At 62.5% G+C, this 16,568-nt stretch carries 15 protein-coding genes and 1 pseudogene; 10 read left to right on the top strand and 6 right to left on the bottom strand.

Features of this window, described 5'->3' with window-relative positions; genetic code table 11:
* Nucleotides 1-684, top strand: a pseudogene (locus ACQKPZ_RS03850) (RNA polymerase-associated protein RapA); the annotation flags it as partial.
* 355 nt (nucleotides 685-1,039) lie between these two features.
* Entirely contained in the window at nucleotides 1,040-3,304 is a 2,265-nt protein-coding gene (locus tag ACQKPZ_RS03845) for a putative bifunctional diguanylate cyclase/phosphodiesterase (RefSeq protein ID WP_427535621.1), read from the top strand.
* Here the strand turns inward: ACQKPZ_RS03845 and ACQKPZ_RS03840 are convergent.
* Nucleotides 3,204-4,091, bottom strand: coding sequence for an NAD(P)-dependent oxidoreductase (locus ACQKPZ_RS03840; protein WP_427535619.1), 888 nt, complete (start codon nucleotides 4,089-4,091; stop codon nucleotides 3,204-3,206). The two genes, ACQKPZ_RS03845 and ACQKPZ_RS03840, sit on opposite strands and share 101 nt — an antisense overlap.
* Nucleotides 4,092-4,355: 264 nt before the next feature.
* Nucleotides 4,356-4,667 (bottom strand): DUF2288 domain-containing protein, encoded by a 312-nt coding sequence (locus tag ACQKPZ_RS03835; protein ID WP_427535617.1) that lies wholly within the window; start codon nucleotides 4,665-4,667, stop codon nucleotides 4,356-4,358.
* Nucleotides 4,668-5,026: 359 nt separating this feature from the next.
* Here ACQKPZ_RS03835 and ACQKPZ_RS03830 point away from each other — a divergent pair, with 359 nt between their 5' ends.
* From ACQKPZ_RS03830 to ACQKPZ_RS03800, 7 genes are all read left to right on the top strand, one after another.
* Nucleotides 5,027-6,142 carry a branched-chain amino acid ABC transporter substrate-binding protein gene (locus ACQKPZ_RS03830; RefSeq protein WP_274080777.1) on the top strand — a complete coding sequence of 372 codons (1,116 nt, stop codon included), beginning with the start codon at nucleotides 5,027-5,029 and terminating at the stop codon, nucleotides 6,140-6,142.
* 185 nt (nucleotides 6,143-6,327) lie between these two features.
* Nucleotides 6,328-7,251, top strand: coding sequence for a high-affinity branched-chain amino acid ABC transporter permease LivH (livH, locus tag ACQKPZ_RS03825; RefSeq protein WP_003254876.1), 924 nt, complete (start codon nucleotides 6,328-6,330; stop codon nucleotides 7,249-7,251).
* Nucleotides 7,248-8,504, top strand: a complete 1,257-nt coding sequence (locus ACQKPZ_RS03820; protein WP_403204060.1) for a high-affinity branched-chain amino acid ABC transporter permease LivM — start codon at nucleotides 7,248-7,250, stop codon at nucleotides 8,502-8,504. Before livH ends, ACQKPZ_RS03820 begins: the two co-directional genes overlap by 4 nt.
* Nucleotides 8,501-9,268 carry a high-affinity branched-chain amino acid ABC transporter ATP-binding protein LivG gene (gene livG, locus ACQKPZ_RS03815; RefSeq protein WP_003254878.1) on the top strand — a complete coding sequence of 256 codons (768 nt, stop codon included), beginning with the start codon at nucleotides 8,501-8,503 and terminating at the stop codon, nucleotides 9,266-9,268. Before ACQKPZ_RS03820 ends, livG begins: the two co-directional genes overlap by 4 nt.
* Nucleotides 9,269-9,970, top strand: coding sequence for an ABC transporter ATP-binding protein (locus tag ACQKPZ_RS03810; RefSeq protein ID WP_003254879.1), 702 nt, complete (start codon nucleotides 9,269-9,271; stop codon nucleotides 9,968-9,970).
* A 239-nt stretch (nucleotides 9,971-10,209) separates the two neighbouring features.
* Nucleotides 10,210-10,884, top strand: coding sequence for a COG3650 family protein (locus ACQKPZ_RS03805; RefSeq protein WP_391135435.1), 675 nt, complete (start codon nucleotides 10,210-10,212; stop codon nucleotides 10,882-10,884).
* Between the two features lie 103 nt (nucleotides 10,885-10,987).
* Entirely contained in the window at nucleotides 10,988-12,595 is a 1,608-nt protein-coding gene (locus ACQKPZ_RS03800) for an NAD(P)/FAD-dependent oxidoreductase (RefSeq protein WP_427535615.1), read from the top strand.
* A gap of 78 nt (nucleotides 12,596-12,673) precedes the next feature.
* On the opposite strand, the gene ACQKPZ_RS03795 is transcribed toward ACQKPZ_RS03800, so the two are convergent.
* Nucleotides 12,674-13,138 (bottom strand): glycine zipper 2TM domain-containing protein, encoded by a 465-nt coding sequence (locus ACQKPZ_RS03795; RefSeq protein ID WP_009684613.1) that lies wholly within the window; start codon nucleotides 13,136-13,138, stop codon nucleotides 12,674-12,676.
* Nucleotides 13,139-13,284: 146 nt separating this feature from the next.
* Here ACQKPZ_RS03795 and ACQKPZ_RS03790 point away from each other — a divergent pair, with 146 nt between their 5' ends.
* The gene (locus ACQKPZ_RS03790) at nucleotides 13,285-13,518 is read left to right on the top strand and encodes a hypothetical protein (protein ID WP_427535613.1); all 234 of its coding nucleotides are present in this window, start codon (nucleotides 13,285-13,287) and stop codon (nucleotides 13,516-13,518) included.
* Nucleotides 13,519-13,675: 157 nt separating this feature from the next.
* Here ACQKPZ_RS03790 and pdxH read toward each other — a convergent pair whose 3' ends face one another.
* The 3 genes from pdxH to ACQKPZ_RS03775 form a co-directional block, all read right to left on the bottom strand.
* A complete protein-coding gene (gene pdxH, locus ACQKPZ_RS03785) occupies nucleotides 13,676-14,323 on the bottom strand; it encodes a pyridoxamine 5'-phosphate oxidase (RefSeq protein WP_427535611.1) in 648 nt (215 codons plus the stop codon).
* Between the two features lie 18 nt (nucleotides 14,324-14,341).
* Nucleotides 14,342-15,319: an OmpA family protein gene (locus tag ACQKPZ_RS03780; protein WP_403194802.1), complete on the bottom strand. Its 978-nt coding sequence runs from the start codon at nucleotides 15,317-15,319 to the stop codon at nucleotides 14,342-14,344.
* Between the two features lie 99 nt (nucleotides 15,320-15,418).
* The gene (locus ACQKPZ_RS03775; RefSeq protein ID WP_427535609.1) at nucleotides 15,419-16,564 is read right to left on the bottom strand and encodes a serine hydrolase domain-containing protein; all 1,146 of its coding nucleotides are present in this window, start codon (nucleotides 16,562-16,564) and stop codon (nucleotides 15,419-15,421) included.
* Between the last annotated feature and the right edge of the window lie 4 nt (nucleotides 16,565-16,568).

Raw genomic sequence — 16,568 nt, 5'->3', positions numbered from 1 at the left:
CTCAAGCCGAGCGAGAAGATGCTCGACGCCAGCTTCCCGCTGGGTGACGACGAAGGCGTGACCATCACCTACGACCGTGGCCAGGCGCTGTCGCGCGAGGACATGCAATTCCTGACCTGGGAGCACCCGATGGTACAGGGCGGCATGGACCTAGTGCTGTCCGGCTCGATGGGCAACACCGCCGTGGCGCTGATCAAGAACAAGGCGCTCAAGCCAGGCACTGTCCTGCTCGAACTGCTGTTCGTCAGCGAAGTGGTGGCACCACGCAGCCTGCAACTGGGCCGGTACCTGCCACCGGCAGCACTGCGCTGCCTGCTTGACGCCAACGGTAACGATCTGGCCGCACGCGTGGCTTTCGAAACCCTCAACGAACAGCTTGAAAGCGTGCCGCGCGCGAGCGCCAACAAGTTTGTCCAGGCCCAGCGTGATGTGCTGGCCAAACGCATCAGTGGCGGCGAAGAGAAAATCATGCCGACCCACGTCGAGCGCGTAGCCGAAGCCCAGCGCCGCCTGGCGGCCGAGGCCGACGAAGAACTGGCCCGCCTGGTGGCATTGCAAGCGGTCAACCCGAGCGTGCGCGACAGCGAGATCGACGCCCTGCGCAAGCAGCGTGAAGAGGGCCTGGCGATGCTGGAGAAAGCCGCCCTGCGCCTGGAGGCCATTCGCGTGCTGGTAGCTGGCTAAGGCAAATCAGGCACCGCTGCCCTTGTGGGAGCGGGCATGCCCGCGAACACCGGCGCAGCCGGTGCCAACCACCGCGTTGGATTCTTCGCGGGCGCGCCCGCTCCCACAGGGTACGCGGTGCGCCCAGCATCAGTTCTCTGCGCGACAGCGCAGCTCAATGGGCTGGGCAATCTCCCACAGGGATAGCGTACCGGCCCAACGCTATATTCCTGGCTGCGATTAGCTTGATAACCAAATCGTAGAAATCAATATGCCATTATTCAGGAAGGCTTAAATACTCCTTCCTATACTGCCTCTGGACAGTCTGCACAGGGTTGTAGCGCAGACGAGTGAAAACTCGATCAAGAGGCATTCCATGGAGTGGCTGGGGCTGCAACTGTTCGCCGACTTGCCGGCAACCGGGCGCATCGTTATCGATTGCCGTCATGAACCGCTGCTGGTTCTGCTCGCCTACCTGGTCGCCTGCGCGGCTTGCTTCGCCACCCTCGACATGGTCGAGCGCCAGTCCCACAGTGAAGACCCCACTGCCCACCGACAATGGAAAATGCTTGGCGCCTGTTGCCTGGCCGGTGGCATCTGGGCCATGCACTTCATCAGCATGCTGGCCTTTCAGGCCCCTGTAGAAGTGCACTACGACGTATCCCTGACCGTACTTTCCCTGCTTATTGCCCTGGCCGTTGCCTGGCTGGCAATGCAAAGTCTCGACCGCAGACAGATGCGCGCGCATCACCTCCTGCCGAGCGCAATATTGATCGGCCTGGGCATCGTCCTCATGCACTTCGTCGGCATGGCCGCGATGGAAACCGGCGCCCGTCAGTACTACCAGACCGGCCTGCTACTGGCCTGCATCGCCATTGCCCTGCTCACCAGCCTGGCGGCACTGTGCCTGGCCCGCTACTTCCGCAACGGCAGCGGCACGCGGCACCAGTTGATGAAATACGGCGCAAGCCTGCTGATGGCCGGCGGAATCGTCGCCACCCACTTCACCGCGATGTCGGCCATGACGCTGGTCATCCCGGCCGATACTGCCCTGCGCCTGCCCTCGGGCTACAACAGCCTGCAACTGGCGCTGGGTATCGGCTTCATCACCCTGTTGATCAGTGGCGCCAGCATCAGTGCTGCACTGGCCGACAAAAAGCTGCAAAGCAAGGAGCACGACCTGCGCCGCGTCAGTGTACTGCTCGGTCAACTGGACCAGGCCCGTGCCTCGCTGCAGCAGGCTGCGCACTACGATGCCCTGACCAACCTGGTCAACCGCCGCGGCTTCAACCAGGTGTTCGCCGAGCGACTCGCCGAGCACAAGGCCACACAAAGCCGTCTGGCGGTGATGTTCCTCGACATCGACCATTTCAAGCGCATCAACGACAGCCTTGGTCATGATGCAGGCGACGAGTTGCTCAAGGTGATCGCCAGCCACATCAAGACAGCCACCCGTACCCACGACCTGGTGGCGCGGCTGGGCGGCGACGAGTTCTGCGTGGTCACCAGCCTCAACAGCTGCGACGAAGCCCGCCACCTGGCGCAACGCATCATGCAACGGATGAAAGAGCCCATCGACCTGGGTGGCCGACGCATGGTCATGAGCACCAGCATTGGCATCAGCATCTTCCCCGACGACGGCAGCAGCGCCGAAGAACTGCTCAAGCATGCCGACCTGGCCCTGTACCAGTCGAAGGACAGCGGGCGCAACAGCCTGCACTTTTTCAACGACAACCTGAAAACCCAGGCCTCCCTCGCCTTGCAACTGGAGGAAGAGCTGCGCCTGGCCCTGCTCGAAGAGCGTGGCCTGTGCGTGCACTACCAACCCATCTTCGATATGCGCAGTGGGCAAGTGGCCAAGCTGGAAGCGCTGGTGCGCTGGCATCACCCGCAACATGGCCTGCTGGGGCCCGACCGGTTCATAGCCATAGCCGAAGCCAACGGCCTGATCGTCGACCTCGACTTGTGGGTACTGCGCCACGCCTGCGCCGACCTGGCCCACCTGCACCGCCACGGTTACGGTGACTTCAAGGTCACGGTCAATTGCTCGGCAGTAACCCTCAGCCACGAGGAGCTGCCCGTTGAGGTGGAAAAAGCGCTGTTCCTCGCCGGCCTTGCAGCCCGCCAGTTGGAACTGGAAGTGACCGAGAACGCCTTGATGGGTGACATCCAGCGCACGGTCAACCTGCTAAAACGCATTCGCGCCCTTGGCGTGGCCCTGTCGATCGATGACTTCGGCACTGGCTACTCGTCACTGGCCTACCTCAAGCGCCTGCCGCTGGATGTGCTGAAGATCGACCGCACCTTCCTGCAAGATGTGCCGGGCAGCCAGAAGGACCGGGAGATCGTCCAGGCGATCATCGTCATGGCGCATACCCTGCACCTGCAGGTCGTCAGCGAAGGCGTGGAAACCGTCGAACAGCAGGCGTTCCTTGAAACCCATGGCTGCGACTACCTGCAGGGCTACCTGCTGAGCCGCCCGGTACCGCTGGCCGACCTGCGGCCTCTACTGGAGCGGGTACAGCGTGAGAGCAAGGTGCTCAACCCTTGCGGCGGTAAAGTTCTACAAGGGTCGCCGGATCTTTTTGCAGGTAACCCTGGCTACCGTGCAGGCGCATCAACTGCGCGGCGAGGCCACTGAGCGGCGTTGCCGCCCCCTGCTCACGGGAGAACTTGACCGCGCCATCAAGGTCCTTGAGCAGCGTACGCACGTGCCACTTGATCGGCTCGAAGCGGCTTTCGGCCATTTGCGGCGCAAGGATCTGCAACGGCTTGGAATCGGCAAAACCACCCGCCAGCGCTTCGGCGATCAACGTCGCGTCCACCCCGGACTGCTCGGCCAGCGCCACCACTTCGGCGATCACCAGGGCATTGCACGCCACGATCATCTGGTTGCAGGCCTTGGTCACCTGCCCCGCGCCCACCGCCCCCATGTGCGTCACGCGCTGCCCCAGTACCTGTAGCACGGGGCGTGCGCGCTGCAGATCGCCCGCTTCACCGCCAACCATGATCGCCAGCGTACCGGCTTCGGCACCGGGTGTGCCGCCGGAGACCGGGGCATCCAGCCAGGCCATGCCACACAACACCGCGAGCTCGGCGGCCATCTCACGGGTGGCGGTGGGTTCCAGGCTGGAGAAATCGATCAGCAACTGTCCGCTGCGCCCACCTTCGGCGATGCCTTGTTCGCCGAACACCACCTCCCGCACCACCGCGGTGTCGGCCAGGCACAGCAGCACCATGTCGCTGTCGCGGCACAGTTCGGCAGGGCTGCTGGCCAGCCGTGCGCCAGCGGCAACCAGTGCGGCGCACTTGTCCGGGCTGCGGTTCCACACGGTCAGCGGGTAGCCCGCGGCCAACAGGCGCCGGCACATCGGCAGGCCCATCAGGCCGATGCCGGCGAATCCAAGAGAAGGTAGTGCAGTGCTCATCAATGACTCCAGACAGATTCGATATAGATCCGGGCCGCTTTGCGGCCTTCGCGGGCACGCCCGCTCCCACAGGGCCGGTGCAGGTCTGGAGAACAACACCCAACCTGTGGGAGCGGGCGTGCCCGCGAAGGGCTGCAAGGCAGCCCCCATTACGCATCCCGTAAACTGTTACCGCCACGCCGAATTGTTACTTACCTCTACCCGCCTTGAACGCCCTCAAGCACCAAAACGGGGCTGCTGCGCATTTTCGCGCACCAAAAAAGATCACGCCTCAGCCGGGCCCTTCGTTTGAATCACGATGAACGGCGAAACCACCACCGCCCAGATCTCTGGATCGCGGCTTTGCAGGTCCAGGGCCTGCTCTGCCGACACCGGCCCAACAGTGCCATCACTACGCCACTTGGCGAAGATCTCGCTGCGATTCTCGGCCATCGCCTCGGCAACGGTGATCAGGTCCAGGCTGGGGTCGACCCAAATCAGGTCACCCTTGGCCCAGAAGCGCTCCAGGGCTTTCCATTCGATGATTGCCGTCTCGCCAAGCAATTTGGCATAGAGGGTGCTTGTTTGATCAGTCATGGGTTGCTACCCGCAAAATTCGGCCAATAAAAAGGCCGCTATTTTTGCAGAAAAACCCGGTTTCAAATATGTAATTTGGTCGATCGGCCCCGAACAGGTGGGGTTGGGCCGAGGATACAGGCAATTTGATGGCGCTTTTCTGTATTTTTATGTCGACCATGCGACAACCCAGGAAACAGGCACTTTTCGACGGCTTTTCAAGCGCTCGAACAGCGCTCTACACTGTACCGGTACAGTTCCGGGACATGTTCCGGGGGAAGGTGGGCTTGCGCGTTGGCATGGCCACGCCGCAAATCCCGCCCGGTCTGTAGCCCTGGCCGCCAGGACTATAAGAATTACAACAGAATGAGTGGAGCACTATGATCAAGATTTCCAAGCTGTTCGCCGCAATGGTACTGGCCGGGGTAGCCAGCCATTCGTTTGCCGCCGATACCATCAAGATCGGGATCGCAGGCCCTAAAACCGGCCCTGTGACCCAGTACGGCGACATGCAGTTCATCGGCGCCAAGCAAGCCATCAAGGATATCAACGCCGCGGGCGGCGTCGATGGCAAGATGCTCGAAGCCAAGGAATACGACGACGCCTGCGACCCTAAACAGGCCGTGGCAGTCGCCAACAAAGTGGTCAACGACGGCGTCAAGTTCGTCATCGGCCACCTGTGCTCCAGCTCCACCCAGCCAGCGTCCGACATCTACGAAGACGAAGGCGTGATCATGATCACCCCGGCCGCCACCTCGCCGGAAATCACCGCCCGTGGCTACAAACTGATCTTCCGCACCATCGGCCTGGACAGCGCCCAAGGCCCGGCTGCCGGCAACTACATCGCCGATCACGTGAAGCCGAAAGTGGTTGCCGTACTGCACGACAAGCAGCAGTACGGTGAAGGTATCGCCACCGCCGTCAAACAGACCCTGGAAGGCAAAGGCACCAAGGTTGCTGTATTCGAAGGCCTGAACGCGGGTGACAAGGACTTCTCCTCGATCATCCAGAAGCTCAAGCAGAACAACGTCGACTTCGTCTACTACGGCGGCTACCACCCGGAGCTGGGCCTGATCCTGCGCCAGGCTCAGGAAAAAGGCCTGAAAGCCAAGTTCATGGGCCCGGAAGGCGTGGGTAACGACTCCATCTCGCAGATCGCCCAGAACGCCTCCGAAGGCCTGCTGGTCACCCTGCCGAAGTCGTTCGATGCCGACCCGGAGAACAAGAAGATCGTCGACGCCATCAAGGCTGACGGCAAGGACCCAAGCGGTCCTTTCGTGTTCCCTGCCTACTCGGCAGTCGAGCTGATCGCCCAGGGCATCAAGGCCGCCAAGTCCGAAGACACCGACAAGGTGGCAGCCGCCATCCACGCCGGCTCCTTCAAGACCCCGACCGGCACCCTGTCGTACGACGAGAAGGGCGACCTGAAAGACTTCAAGTTCGTGGTCTACGAATGGCACTTCGGCAAGCCGAAGACCGAAGTTTCCCCTCAGTAACTGCGTGACTAATAGCTGACCGTAGAAGCCCACTGTGCGAGCAGTGGGCTTTGTTTTACGAGGTTCATGGGCCCGATCACCGCGATCCGGGGGCGGGCCCACCTGAAAATCTTAAAACCGTCACCCGCGGTTTCCTGGCACACCCCCGCCAGCGAAATGCAAATCAGGTTTTTAGGAGCGCTGTAATGCCTGAGATCTACCATTTCTTCCAACAACTGGTTAATGGATTGACCATCGGCAGCACCTATGCCTTGATCGCCATCGGTTACACGATGGTGTACGGCATCATTGGCATGATCAACTTCGCCCATGGCGAGGTGTACATGATCGGTTCCTACGTGGCCTTCATCGCCCTGGCGGGCCTGGCCATGATGGGTATTCATTCGCTGCCGATCCTGATGACCGTTGCCTTCGTCGCGACGATCTTCGTCACCAGTGCCTACGGCTACAGCATCGAACGGGTTGCCTACCGCCCCCTGCGCAACAGCAACCGTCTGATCCCGCTGATTTCTGCCATCGGCATGTCGATTTTCCTGCAGAACACCGTGTTGCTGTCGCAAGACTCCAAGGATAAATCCATCCCCAACCTGATCCCCGGGAGCTTCTCCTTCGGGCCAGGTGGTGCTGAAGAAGTACTGATCAGCTACATGCAGGTCCTGGTGTTCGTGGTCACCCTGGTGGCCATGACCCTGCTTACCCTGTTCATCTCCCGTTCCCGCCTGGGCCGCGCCTGCCGCGCCTGCGCCGAGGACATCAAGATGGCCAACCTGCTGGGCATCAACACCAACAACATCATCGCCCTCACCTTCGTCATCGGCGCTGCCCTGGCAGCCGTGGCGGCCGTGCTGCTGAGCATGCAGTACGGGGTGATCAACCCCAACGCCGGTTTCCTGGTGGGCCTGAAGGCCTTTACCGCGGCGGTGCTGGGTGGCATCGGCAGCATTCCGGGCGCCATGCTCGGCGGGCTGGTGCTGGGCGTGGCCGAAGCGTTCGGCGCCGATATCTTCGGCGACCAGTACAAGGACGTGGTGGCATTCGGCTTGTTGGTTCTTGTCCTTCTATTCCGGCCGACCGGCATCCTGGGCCGCCCGGAGGTTGAAAAAGTATGAACAGAAATCTCAAACAGGCGTTCTTCAGCGCCTTGCTGGTATGGGCCGTGGCCTTCCCGGTGCTGGGCCTGAAACTGAGCATCGACGGCATCAGCCTGGTCGTGCACAGCCAGGGCTCGTTCACCATCAGCATCATTGCCGTGTGTTCGGTACTGATGTTCCTGCGCGTGCTGTTCGACAAGCAGTGGAGTGCGGTGATGGGCAGCCGTTCGGATCGCAAGTTGATCCCGCCGGCCGTAAGCAACTACCTGACCCTGCCCAAGACCCAGCGCTACGTGATCATCGGCTTGATCGTTGCGGCACTGGTATGGCCGTTCTTCGGCTCGCGCGGTGCGGTGGACATTGCCACGCTGATCCTGATCTACGTGCTGCTGGGCCTGGGCCTGAACATCGTGGTCGGCCTGGCGGGCCTGCTCGACCTGGGTTACGTGGGCTTCTACGCCGTCGGCGCCTACAGCTACGCCATGCTCTCGCACTACCTGGGCTGGAGCTTCTGGGTGTGCCTGCCGATCGCCGGCCTGATGGCCGCCACCTTCGGCTTCCTGCTTGGCTTCCCGGTGCTGCGCCTGCGCGGTGACTACCTGGCGATCGTGACCCTCGGCTTTGGCGAGATCATCCGCCTGTTCCTGCGTAACCTCACCGACTGGACCGGCGGCCCCAACGGCATCAGCAACATCCCCAAGCCAGAGTTCTTCGGCCTCACCTTCGAACGCCGCGCCGCCGAGGGCATGCAGACCTTCCACGAGTTCTTCGGGCTGGAATACAACTCGATCAACAAGGTCATCTTCCTCTACCTGGTGGCACTGTTGCTGGCCCTGCTGGCCCTGTTCGTCATCAACCGCCTGCTGCGCATGCCGATCGGCCGCGCCTGGGAAGCCCTGCGTGAAGACGAAATCGCCTGCCGCGCACTGGGCCTCAACCCGACCGTGATCAAGCTGTCGGCGTTCACCCTGGGTGCCTGCTTCGCCGGTTTCGCCGGCAGCTTCTTTGCTGCGCGGCAAGGCCTGGTGACGCCGGAGTCGTTCACCTTCATCGAGTCGGCGATCATCCTCGCCATCGTCGTGCTTGGCGGCATGGGCTCACAACTGGGCGTGATCCTGGCGGCCATCGTGATGATCCTGCTGCCCGAGCTGATGCGTGAGTTCAGCGAATACCGGATGCTGATGTTCGGTGCGCTGATGGTATTGATGATGATCTGGCGTCCGCAGGGCCTGCTGCCTATGCAACGTCCACATATGGAGCTGCACCGATGAGCCGCGAAATTTTGCAAGTCAGCGGCCTGAGCATGCGCTTCGGCGGCTTGTTGGCGGTCAACGGCGTGGCCCTGACCGTCAAGGAAAAACAGGTGGTTGCGCTGATCGGCCCGAACGGCGCCGGCAAGACCACCGTGTTCAACTGCCTGACCGGCTTCTACAAGCCCAGCGGCGGTACCATCCTGCTTGATGGCCAGCCGATCCAGGGCCTTGCCGGCCACCAGATCGCCCGCAAGGGCGTGGTGCGCACCTTCCAGAACGTGCGCCTGTTCAAGGAAATGACCGCGCTGGAAAACCTGCTGATCGCCCAGCACCGCCACCTGAACACCAACTTCTTCGCCGGCCTGTTCAAGACCCCGAGCTTCCGCCGCAGCGAGAAGGAGGCCATGGAACGCGCGCAGTACTGGCTGGAGAAGGTCAACCTGACCGAGTTCGCCAACCGTACCGCCGGCACCCTCGCCTACGGCCAGCAGCGCCGCCTGGAAATCGCCCGCTGCATGATGACCCAGCCGCGCATCATCATGCTCGACGAACCGGCTGCGGGCCTCAACCCGAAGGAGACCGAAGACCTCAAGGCGCTGATCGCCTACCTGCGTGAGTCGCACAACGTCACCGTGCTGCTGATCGAGCACGACATGAAGCTGGTGATGAGCATCTCCGACCACATCGTGGTGATCAACCAGGGCACCCCCCTGGCCCACGGCACGCCGGAAGAGATCCGCGACAACCCTGACGTGATCAAAGCCTACCTGGGGGAAGCGTAAATGCTGAAGTTCGAGAACGTTTCCACCTTCTACGGCAAGATCCAGGCGCTGCACAGCGTCAACGTGGAGATCAACCAGGGCGAGATCGTCACCCTGATCGGCGCCAACGGCGCCGGCAAGTCGACCTTGCTGATGACCCTGTGCGGCTCGCCGCAGGCGCACAGTGGCAGCATCAAGTACCTGGGTGAAGAACTGGTCGGCCAGCCGTCCTCGCATATCATGCGCAAGAGCATTGCCGTGGTGCCGGAAGGCCGCCGCGTGTTCGCCCGCCTGACCGTCGAGGAAAACCTGGCGATGGGCGGTTTCTTCACCGACAAGGGCGATTACCAGGAGCAGCTGGACAAGGTGTTGCAGCTGTTCCCGCGCCTGAAGGAGCGCTACATCCAGCGTGGCGGCACCATGTCCGGTGGCGAGCAGCAGATGCTCGCCATTGGCCGGGCGCTGATGAGCAAGCCCAAGCTGCTGCTGCTCGACGAGCCCTCGCTGGGCCTGGCGCCGATCATCATCCAGCAGATCTTCGACATCATCGAACAGCTGCGCCGTGATGGCGTGACGGTGTTCCTGGTGGAACAAAACGCCAACCAGGCGCTGAAGATCGCTGACCGCGCCTATGTGCTGGAGAACGGCCGGGTGGTGATGCAGGGAACAGGTGAAGCACTGTTGACCGACCCGAAGGTGCGCGACGCGTACCTGGGGGGTTGATCGGAAAAGGGCCTTCGGGCCCTTTTTTACGCCTGCCAGAAATGTATCGCCAGTGCGGGCCTCTTCGCGGGCTTGCCCGCTCCCACAGGAAACCCACAACCGTTAGGAACTGTGCAGTACCGGTGGGAGCGGGCAAGCCCGCGAAGAGGCCAGCACAAGCAACCATTAACTTGAGATCCACCGCCAGCCTGCGTAACGTGGCCAGCTTTCACGGCAAAGATTCCGGAGCCCACCCCATCATGCGCCTCACCCCCACCCTGCTGCTCACCGCCCTGCTGCCCCTGTTCGCCGGCTGCCAGTTGATGGCTGACGCCCCCAGCGACCCGAACATCGGCACCACGCGCATGCAGGGCGAGCTGCGCGCCGCCGGTGGCCAGTTGCTGTTCAAACCGTGCAGCGAGAACCGCACCTTCGTGATCAACGACGTCGGCGCCACCGGTATCCTGCAAGAAGCCGCCAACCTGGCCAAGGACGCGAACGCCAAGTTGTTCGCCGACGTCCGTGGCCGCCTCACCGGCAGCAAGCAGGCCAACAACGACGGCCAGCTGGAAGTGCGTCGCCTGTATCGGCTGGAGCCCACCACCCGGGCCTGTGAAGACCCCAACTTCAAGCAGCTGACCCTGCGCGCCAGTGGCCATGAGCCCGAATGGGACATCAAGGCCAGTGGCAAAGGCATGGTGCTCAACCGCGTCGGCCAGGAACCTCTGCCCCTGCCCTTCCTGGAAGAAGAGGTACCCGGCGGCGGGTTGACCCTGACCAGTGAAGCCAACAACCAGCACGTGGAACTGTGGGTCTCGCCGCAGCGCTGCGTCGACAGCGCCACCGGCGCCGTCCAGCACCTTCGCGCGGAGCTGCGCATTGACGGCAAGACCCTGCAAGGCTGCGGTTACTACGGCGGCGCACGCGACAACTGATCGCCGGGCGCTTTTATCCTGCCAGTCAGGGCGGCGAACAGCTTATACTTGGCGGTTTGTGTAAAGCCGCCGGCCGCCCATGGCCGGGATACTGGACCCTGCCATGCTACGAATCACCGAACTGAAGCTGCCCCTGGACCATCCCGACGAAGCCCTGCGTGAAGCCATCGTCCAGCGCCTGGGCATCCGCGACGAGCAACTGCTCAGCTTCAACCTGTTCAAGCGCAGCTACGATGCGCGCAAGAAGAACAGCGAACTGCTGTTCATCTACACCATAGACCTGGAAGCCAGCAACGAAGCTGAGCTACTCGGCAAGTTCGCCGACGATCGCAACATCGGCGTGGCACCAGACGTAACCTACAAGTTCGTCGGCCACGCCCCCGCCAACCTGCAGGAGCGGCCGATCGTGGTCGGTTTCGGCCCGTGCGGCATCTTCGCCGGCCTGTTGCTGGCGCAGATGGGCTTCAAGCCGATCATCCTCGAACGTGGCAAGGAAGTACGCCAGCGCACCAAGGACACCTGGGGCCTGTGGCGTAAAAGCGTGCTCAACCCCGAGTCCAACGTGCAGTTCGGCGAAGGCGGCGCCGGCACGTTCTCCGACGGCAAGCTGTACAGCCAGATCAAGGACCCGCAGCACCACGGCCGCAAAGTGCTGGAAGAGTTCGTCAAGGCCGGTGCGCCGGACGAAATCCTGTACATCAACAAACCGCACATTGGTACTTTCCGCCTCACCGGCATGGTCGAGCAGATGCGCCAGGACATGATCGCCCTGGGTGCTGAAGTCCGCTTCCAGGAGAAGGTCACCGACCTGCTTGTCGAAGAGGGCCAACTGACCGGCGTGGTGCTGGAGAGCGGCGAACAGCTGCACTCGCGCCATGTGGTCCTGGCCCTTGGCCACAGTGCCCGCGACACCTTCCGCATGCTGCATGCCAAAGGCGTGTACATGGAAGCCAAGCCGTTCTCGGTGGGCTTCCGTATCGAGCACCCGCAAACGCTGATCGACAAAGCGCGCCTGGGCAAATACGCCGGCCACCCGAAACTGGGCGCCGCCGACTACAAACTGGTGTACCACGCCAAGAACGGCCGCTCGGTCTACAGCTTCTGCATGTGCCCGGGCGGCACCGTGGTCGCAGCTACCAGCGAGCCGGGCCGAGTGGTGACCAACGGCATGAGCCAGTACTCGCGTAACGAGCGTAATGCCAACTCCGGCATTGTCGTCGGCATCGACCCCGAGCGTGACTACCCGGGTGGCCCGCTGGCCGGTATCGAACTGCAAGAGCGCCTGGAAGCCCACGCCTATGTGATGGGGGGCAGCAACTACCAGGCGCCCGCGCAGTTGGTTGGCGACTTTGTAGCTGGCCGGCCATCGACCGCGCTGGGCAGTGTCGAGCCGTCCTACAAGCCGGGCGTTACACTGGGCGACCTGGCACCTAGCCTGCCGGACTTCGCCATCGAGGCGATCCGTGAGGCGCTGCCGGCGTTCGACCGGCAGATCAAGGGCTACAACCTGCATGATGCGGTGTTGACCGGGATCGAGACGCGGACCTCTTCGCCGCTGCGGATTACCCGGGGTGAGGATTACCAGAGCCTGAACCTCAAGGGGCTGTTCCCGGCAGGTGAAGGGGCTGGGTATGCGGGTGGGATCCTGTCGGCGGGTGTCGATGGCATTCGCATTGCCGAGGCCGTGGCGCGGGATATGCTCGGCCTTTGATCTTGTATCGCCCTGGCTGAAATGAAAAAACCCCGACTGGCAGGCGCCATGTCGGGGTTTTGTTTTACTGCGCGACGGTTAGTGCGAAACGCGGCTGGTACCGTCAACCGTCATGATGCGCACGCGGTCGCCGACGCGGAAGATTTCATTCTCCTGCACAGCCTGAACGTAGGCACGCATGCTGCCATCGTCTTCCCGTACGGTGATCTCGACGCCTTGGGTACGGGTCAGGCCCTCTTCGGCGGCGGAACCGGCCAGGCCGCCGGCAACGGCACCGATCACGGCAGCCACGATGCTGCCACGGCCACCGCCTACGGCGCTACCGGCAACGCCACCCACGATAGCGCCAGCGCCACCGCCGATCGGGGTCTTGGTACCCTCGATCTTGACCGGGCGCAGGGATTCGATGGTGCCCATGCGCACAGTTTGCACACGGCGCGCCTCGTCACGGGAGTAGCTATCGCCGGTCAGGCTCGAGGCACAGCCCCCCAGCAGCAGCGACATGGTGGTAAAGGTCGCCACCAGCAAAGCGGATTTACGCATGGGTAAAGTCTCCATAAGTCAGGTGCTCATTAGACGCTGCACGTTGACGGCTGTCACGGTACAAACGTAATAAAATTGTTTTCATTCAGCCGAGGTACAGCCAGTACAGCTGTGCCATGGTGCTTCAATTGAGACCAAGGATAGCCATGGATTACTTCATCGTCGTGGTTGCTACCGTTGCGGGGCTGTATTTCCACGGGTGGCTGTATGTGCGCATGCGCCGCTGGATGGACCGTGACCTGGCGCTGTCGCTGGCCGGGGCGGATCCCGGGAAGCGCGAATACATGCTGCTGAGGTTGCAACAGGCGAGGGTCGAGAAGGTCGGGCGCAAGCAGCTGGCGAGATGGTTGGAGCGGGAGGCGGCGGGTTACTCAGACTAGGATCGGGATCCGTGTGCCCACCGTGTGGGAGCGGCCTTGTGTCGCGAAAGGGCTGCGGAGCGGCCCCAGGATTTCACAAACCATGCATAGAATGCCGGGGCCGCTTCGCGGCCCTTTCGCGACACAAGGCCGCTCCCACACGATCGCGTCAGGCGGTCTAAGGCGCCAGTCGCTCGCGCAGCCATTGCCCATCAACTAGCCGATAGTTCAGCCGGTCATGCAGGCGGCTCGCCCGACCCTGCCAGAACTCGATACGCTCAGGCAGCAAACGATACCCCCCCCAATGCTCAGGGCAATGTGGCTGGGTATCGGAGAAGCGTGCTTCGGTAGCCTTGACCAGGCCCTCCAGCTCTTCACGACCAGCAATCACCCGGCTCTGCGGCGACGCCCAGGCCCCCAGGCGGCTACCCAGCGGGCGCACCTGGTAGTAGTCGTCCGACTCCTTGGCCGTTACCTTTTCCACACGCCCCTCGATGCGCACCTGGCGCTCCAGCGCCGGCCAGAAAAACGTCATGGCGGCGAAGGGGTTGGCCTGCAGTTGCTGGCCCTTGGCACTGTCGTAGTTGGTGAAGAAGGTAAAGCCCTGCTCATCGAGCCCCTTCAGCAACAGTACGCGACAGTGGGGATGGCCTTCGCCATCGACAGTAGCCAACGTCATGGCATTGGCTTCTACCGGCGCCTGCTCGGTTTTCACCGCATCGGCAAACCATTGGTGGAACAACGCGAACGGCTCCCCCGGGGCCTGGGTTTCAGCCAGGCCATCACGGGTGTAGTCGCGGCGCATATCGGCCAGGGATTGGGTCATTGCTGCGTTCCTTGACGATCAGTTGGTCTTCGCAGGGCTGTTGGCAGCTACTTTCTTGTCAGCGGTAGCTTTCTTGGCGGCAGGCTTGGCTGGCGCAGCTTTTTTCTTGGCCGCAGTCTTGGCTGGGGCCTTGGCTTTGGCTACCGGCTTCTTCACAGCAGCCTTGGCGGCCGGCTTGCTGTCGGTGGCCTTGGCCGCTGGCGCCTTGGCATCCTGCACCGCAACCATCGATGCCGGCACTGGCGCCGGGGCAGCCTGCTGGTACTTGGCCAGCAGTGCGACCATGGTGTTCTGCGGGGTCAGCAGCATTTCAACACGACGGTTCAAGGCACGGCCTTCAGCACTGTCGTTGGCGGCACGTGGCATCACCGAGCCCATGCCCTTGAGGGTCAGGCGGTCACGCTGCAGGCCGCTAAGACGGAAGATTGCCGATACCGAAGCGGCGCGCTCCAGGCTGAGTTTCTGATTGGCGGCAGCGACACCGCTGGTGTCGGCATGGCCCAGTACCAGTACGGCAGTCTTGGGGTCACCTTCGACGGCCTTGGCCACCCGGGTGATCGGGCCAAGGGTCATGGGCAGCAGCATGTTCGGGCGGTCGGGGTTGTACGAACTGTCCACCGGCAGGGTTACCGCCAGCACATTGTCGCGACGCTCCAGCTCCAGCTTGCTGTCCTTGATCGCTTCGCGCAGCTTGGGCTCGTACTCGTCCAGCCAGGCCTGGGTAGCCTTCTGGTCGATCTTCGGCACGACCGGCCCTTTGGCTTGCTTGTCGTCGCCACCGAACGGCCACCACCAGCGGCTGGCACTTTCGGACTTGGCATCGGCCTTGGCCACGTTTTCGGTGACAGCTGCCTTCACTTCCTGCTCGGCAACCTTGTCCGAACCGAAAGGCCACCAGCTGGAGCCACCTTCCTTCGAGCCGTCCGGGGAGTGGCTGGCGCAGCCCGTTACGGCGGTCAGGCACAGGGCGAGTGCTAAGGTTTTATGTGAAGACATCAGCGATACACCATGAAATTGAAAGAAATTTTGCCAACGCACTTCAGGCGTTGGCATTGAGGATAGACAAAGGGGTGGGGCATTACCCGCATTACCCGATCAAAGGCAAGTGGCAAGAACGCGTACCAGTTTCTGTGCGCGTGGGTCCATGAGCACGTATGGGCCGAGCGTATTGACCACGAAACCGAAGGCCACATCGTGTTCCGGGTCGGCAAAACCTACCGAACCACCGGCACCAGGATGGCCAAACGCACGAGCACCAAGGCCAAAGGTGGCATTGGCCACGTCAGGCTGGTCGAGCATGCAACCCAGGCCGAAACGGGTCTGGGTAAGCAAAGTACGGTCCTGACCTATGCTGTGCTCGCGGGTCAGTTCATCGAGCAGCTCGGATTCGAGCAGGCTGCCGTCGAGCAAGCCGGCATAAAAGCCCGCCAGGCTGCGCGCGTTACCATGGCCATTGGCCGCTGGCTGCTGCATGCGCCGCCATTCGGGTTTGTTGGTGCTGGTCAGGATCGCCGGCGGGTTGGTGAAGGCCCGGGTCGACAACGCCTCGGGTTCACGCATGGTCACTTGCAGCAAGCGCTGCGCTGCGGCGTCCCCGGGGTTGCCTTTGCCACGGGCGATATGCGCCACGCGATAGAACTCTTCGTCTGCCAGGCCGACATGGAAATCCAGCCCCAGCGGGCGGGCAGTACGGGCCACGATCGAGTCGCCAGGGCCACGGCCATCGGCGCGGCGGATAAGCTCGCCGATCAGCCAGCCGTAGGTAATGGCGGCATACCCATGTTCGCTACCGGGGGCCCACCAGGGCGTTTCAGCCGCCAGGGCATCGACCATGGCCTGCCAGTCATACAGCGCTTCGGCTGGCAGCAGTTCACGGATGGCCGGCAAGCCGGCGCGGTGGCTGAGCAATTGGCGCAAGGTGATCGACTGCTTACCGGCCTGGGCGAACTCAGGCCAGTAATTGGCAACCGGGGCATCCAGGGCCAGCTTGCCCTCGCCTACCAGTTGCAGGGCGGTAACGGCGGTGAATGTCTTGGTACAGGAAAACAGGTTGGCGATAGTGTCGCTGTGCCAGGCCTGCTGGCCATCCTTGTCAGCGCTACCGGCCCACAGGTCGACGACGGTTTCGCCACCCACCTGGATACACAGCGCCGCGCCACGCTCCTGGGGATCATCGAACAGCGCAGCAAAGGCTTCGCGCACGGCTTCGAACTTCAGCTCATAGTGACCCTGGATCTGCACCCGC

The organism is Pseudomonas sp. NPDC089547, from assembly GCF_050280665.1.
GTDB lineage: Bacteria > Pseudomonadota > Gammaproteobacteria > Pseudomonadales > Pseudomonadaceae > Aquipseudomonas.
This window is presented reverse-complemented; position numbering and strand designations above follow the sequence as displayed.

What these genes read in the sequence shown, in the direction of transcription:
- ACQKPZ_RS03845 (WP_427535621.1), top strand. Translation starts at nt 1,040, where the DNA reads ATGGAGTGGCTGGGGCTGCAACTGTTCGCCGACTTGCCGGCAACCGGG.
- ACQKPZ_RS03840 (WP_427535619.1), bottom strand. Translation starts at nt 4,091, where the DNA reads ATGAGCACTGCACTACCTTCTCTTGGATTCGCCGGCATCGGCCTGATG.
- ACQKPZ_RS03835 (WP_427535617.1), bottom strand. Translation starts at nt 4,667, where the DNA reads ATGACTGATCAAACAAGCACCCTCTATGCCAAATTGCTTGGCGAGACG.
- ACQKPZ_RS03830 (WP_274080777.1), top strand. Translation starts at nt 5,027, where the DNA reads ATGATCAAGATTTCCAAGCTGTTCGCCGCAATGGTACTGGCCGGGGTA.
- livH (WP_003254876.1), top strand. Translation starts at nt 6,328, where the DNA reads ATGCCTGAGATCTACCATTTCTTCCAACAACTGGTTAATGGATTGACC.
- ACQKPZ_RS03820 (WP_403204060.1), top strand. Translation starts at nt 7,248, where the DNA reads ATGAACAGAAATCTCAAACAGGCGTTCTTCAGCGCCTTGCTGGTATGG.
- livG (WP_003254878.1), top strand. Translation starts at nt 8,501, where the DNA reads ATGAGCCGCGAAATTTTGCAAGTCAGCGGCCTGAGCATGCGCTTCGGC.
- ACQKPZ_RS03810 (WP_003254879.1), top strand. Translation starts at nt 9,269, where the DNA reads ATGCTGAAGTTCGAGAACGTTTCCACCTTCTACGGCAAGATCCAGGCG.
- ACQKPZ_RS03805 (WP_391135435.1), top strand. Translation starts at nt 10,210, where the DNA reads ATGCGCCTCACCCCCACCCTGCTGCTCACCGCCCTGCTGCCCCTGTTC.
- ACQKPZ_RS03800 (WP_427535615.1), top strand. Translation starts at nt 10,988, where the DNA reads ATGCTACGAATCACCGAACTGAAGCTGCCCCTGGACCATCCCGACGAA.
- ACQKPZ_RS03795 (WP_009684613.1), bottom strand. Translation starts at nt 13,138, where the DNA reads ATGCGTAAATCCGCTTTGCTGGTGGCGACCTTTACCACCATGTCGCTG.
- ACQKPZ_RS03790 (WP_427535613.1), top strand. Translation starts at nt 13,285, where the DNA reads ATGGATTACTTCATCGTCGTGGTTGCTACCGTTGCGGGGCTGTATTTC.
- pdxH (WP_427535611.1), bottom strand. Translation starts at nt 14,323, where the DNA reads ATGACCCAATCCCTGGCCGATATGCGCCGCGACTACACCCGTGATGGC.
- ACQKPZ_RS03780 (WP_403194802.1), bottom strand. Translation starts at nt 15,319, where the DNA reads ATGTCTTCACATAAAACCTTAGCACTCGCCCTGTGCCTGACCGCCGTA.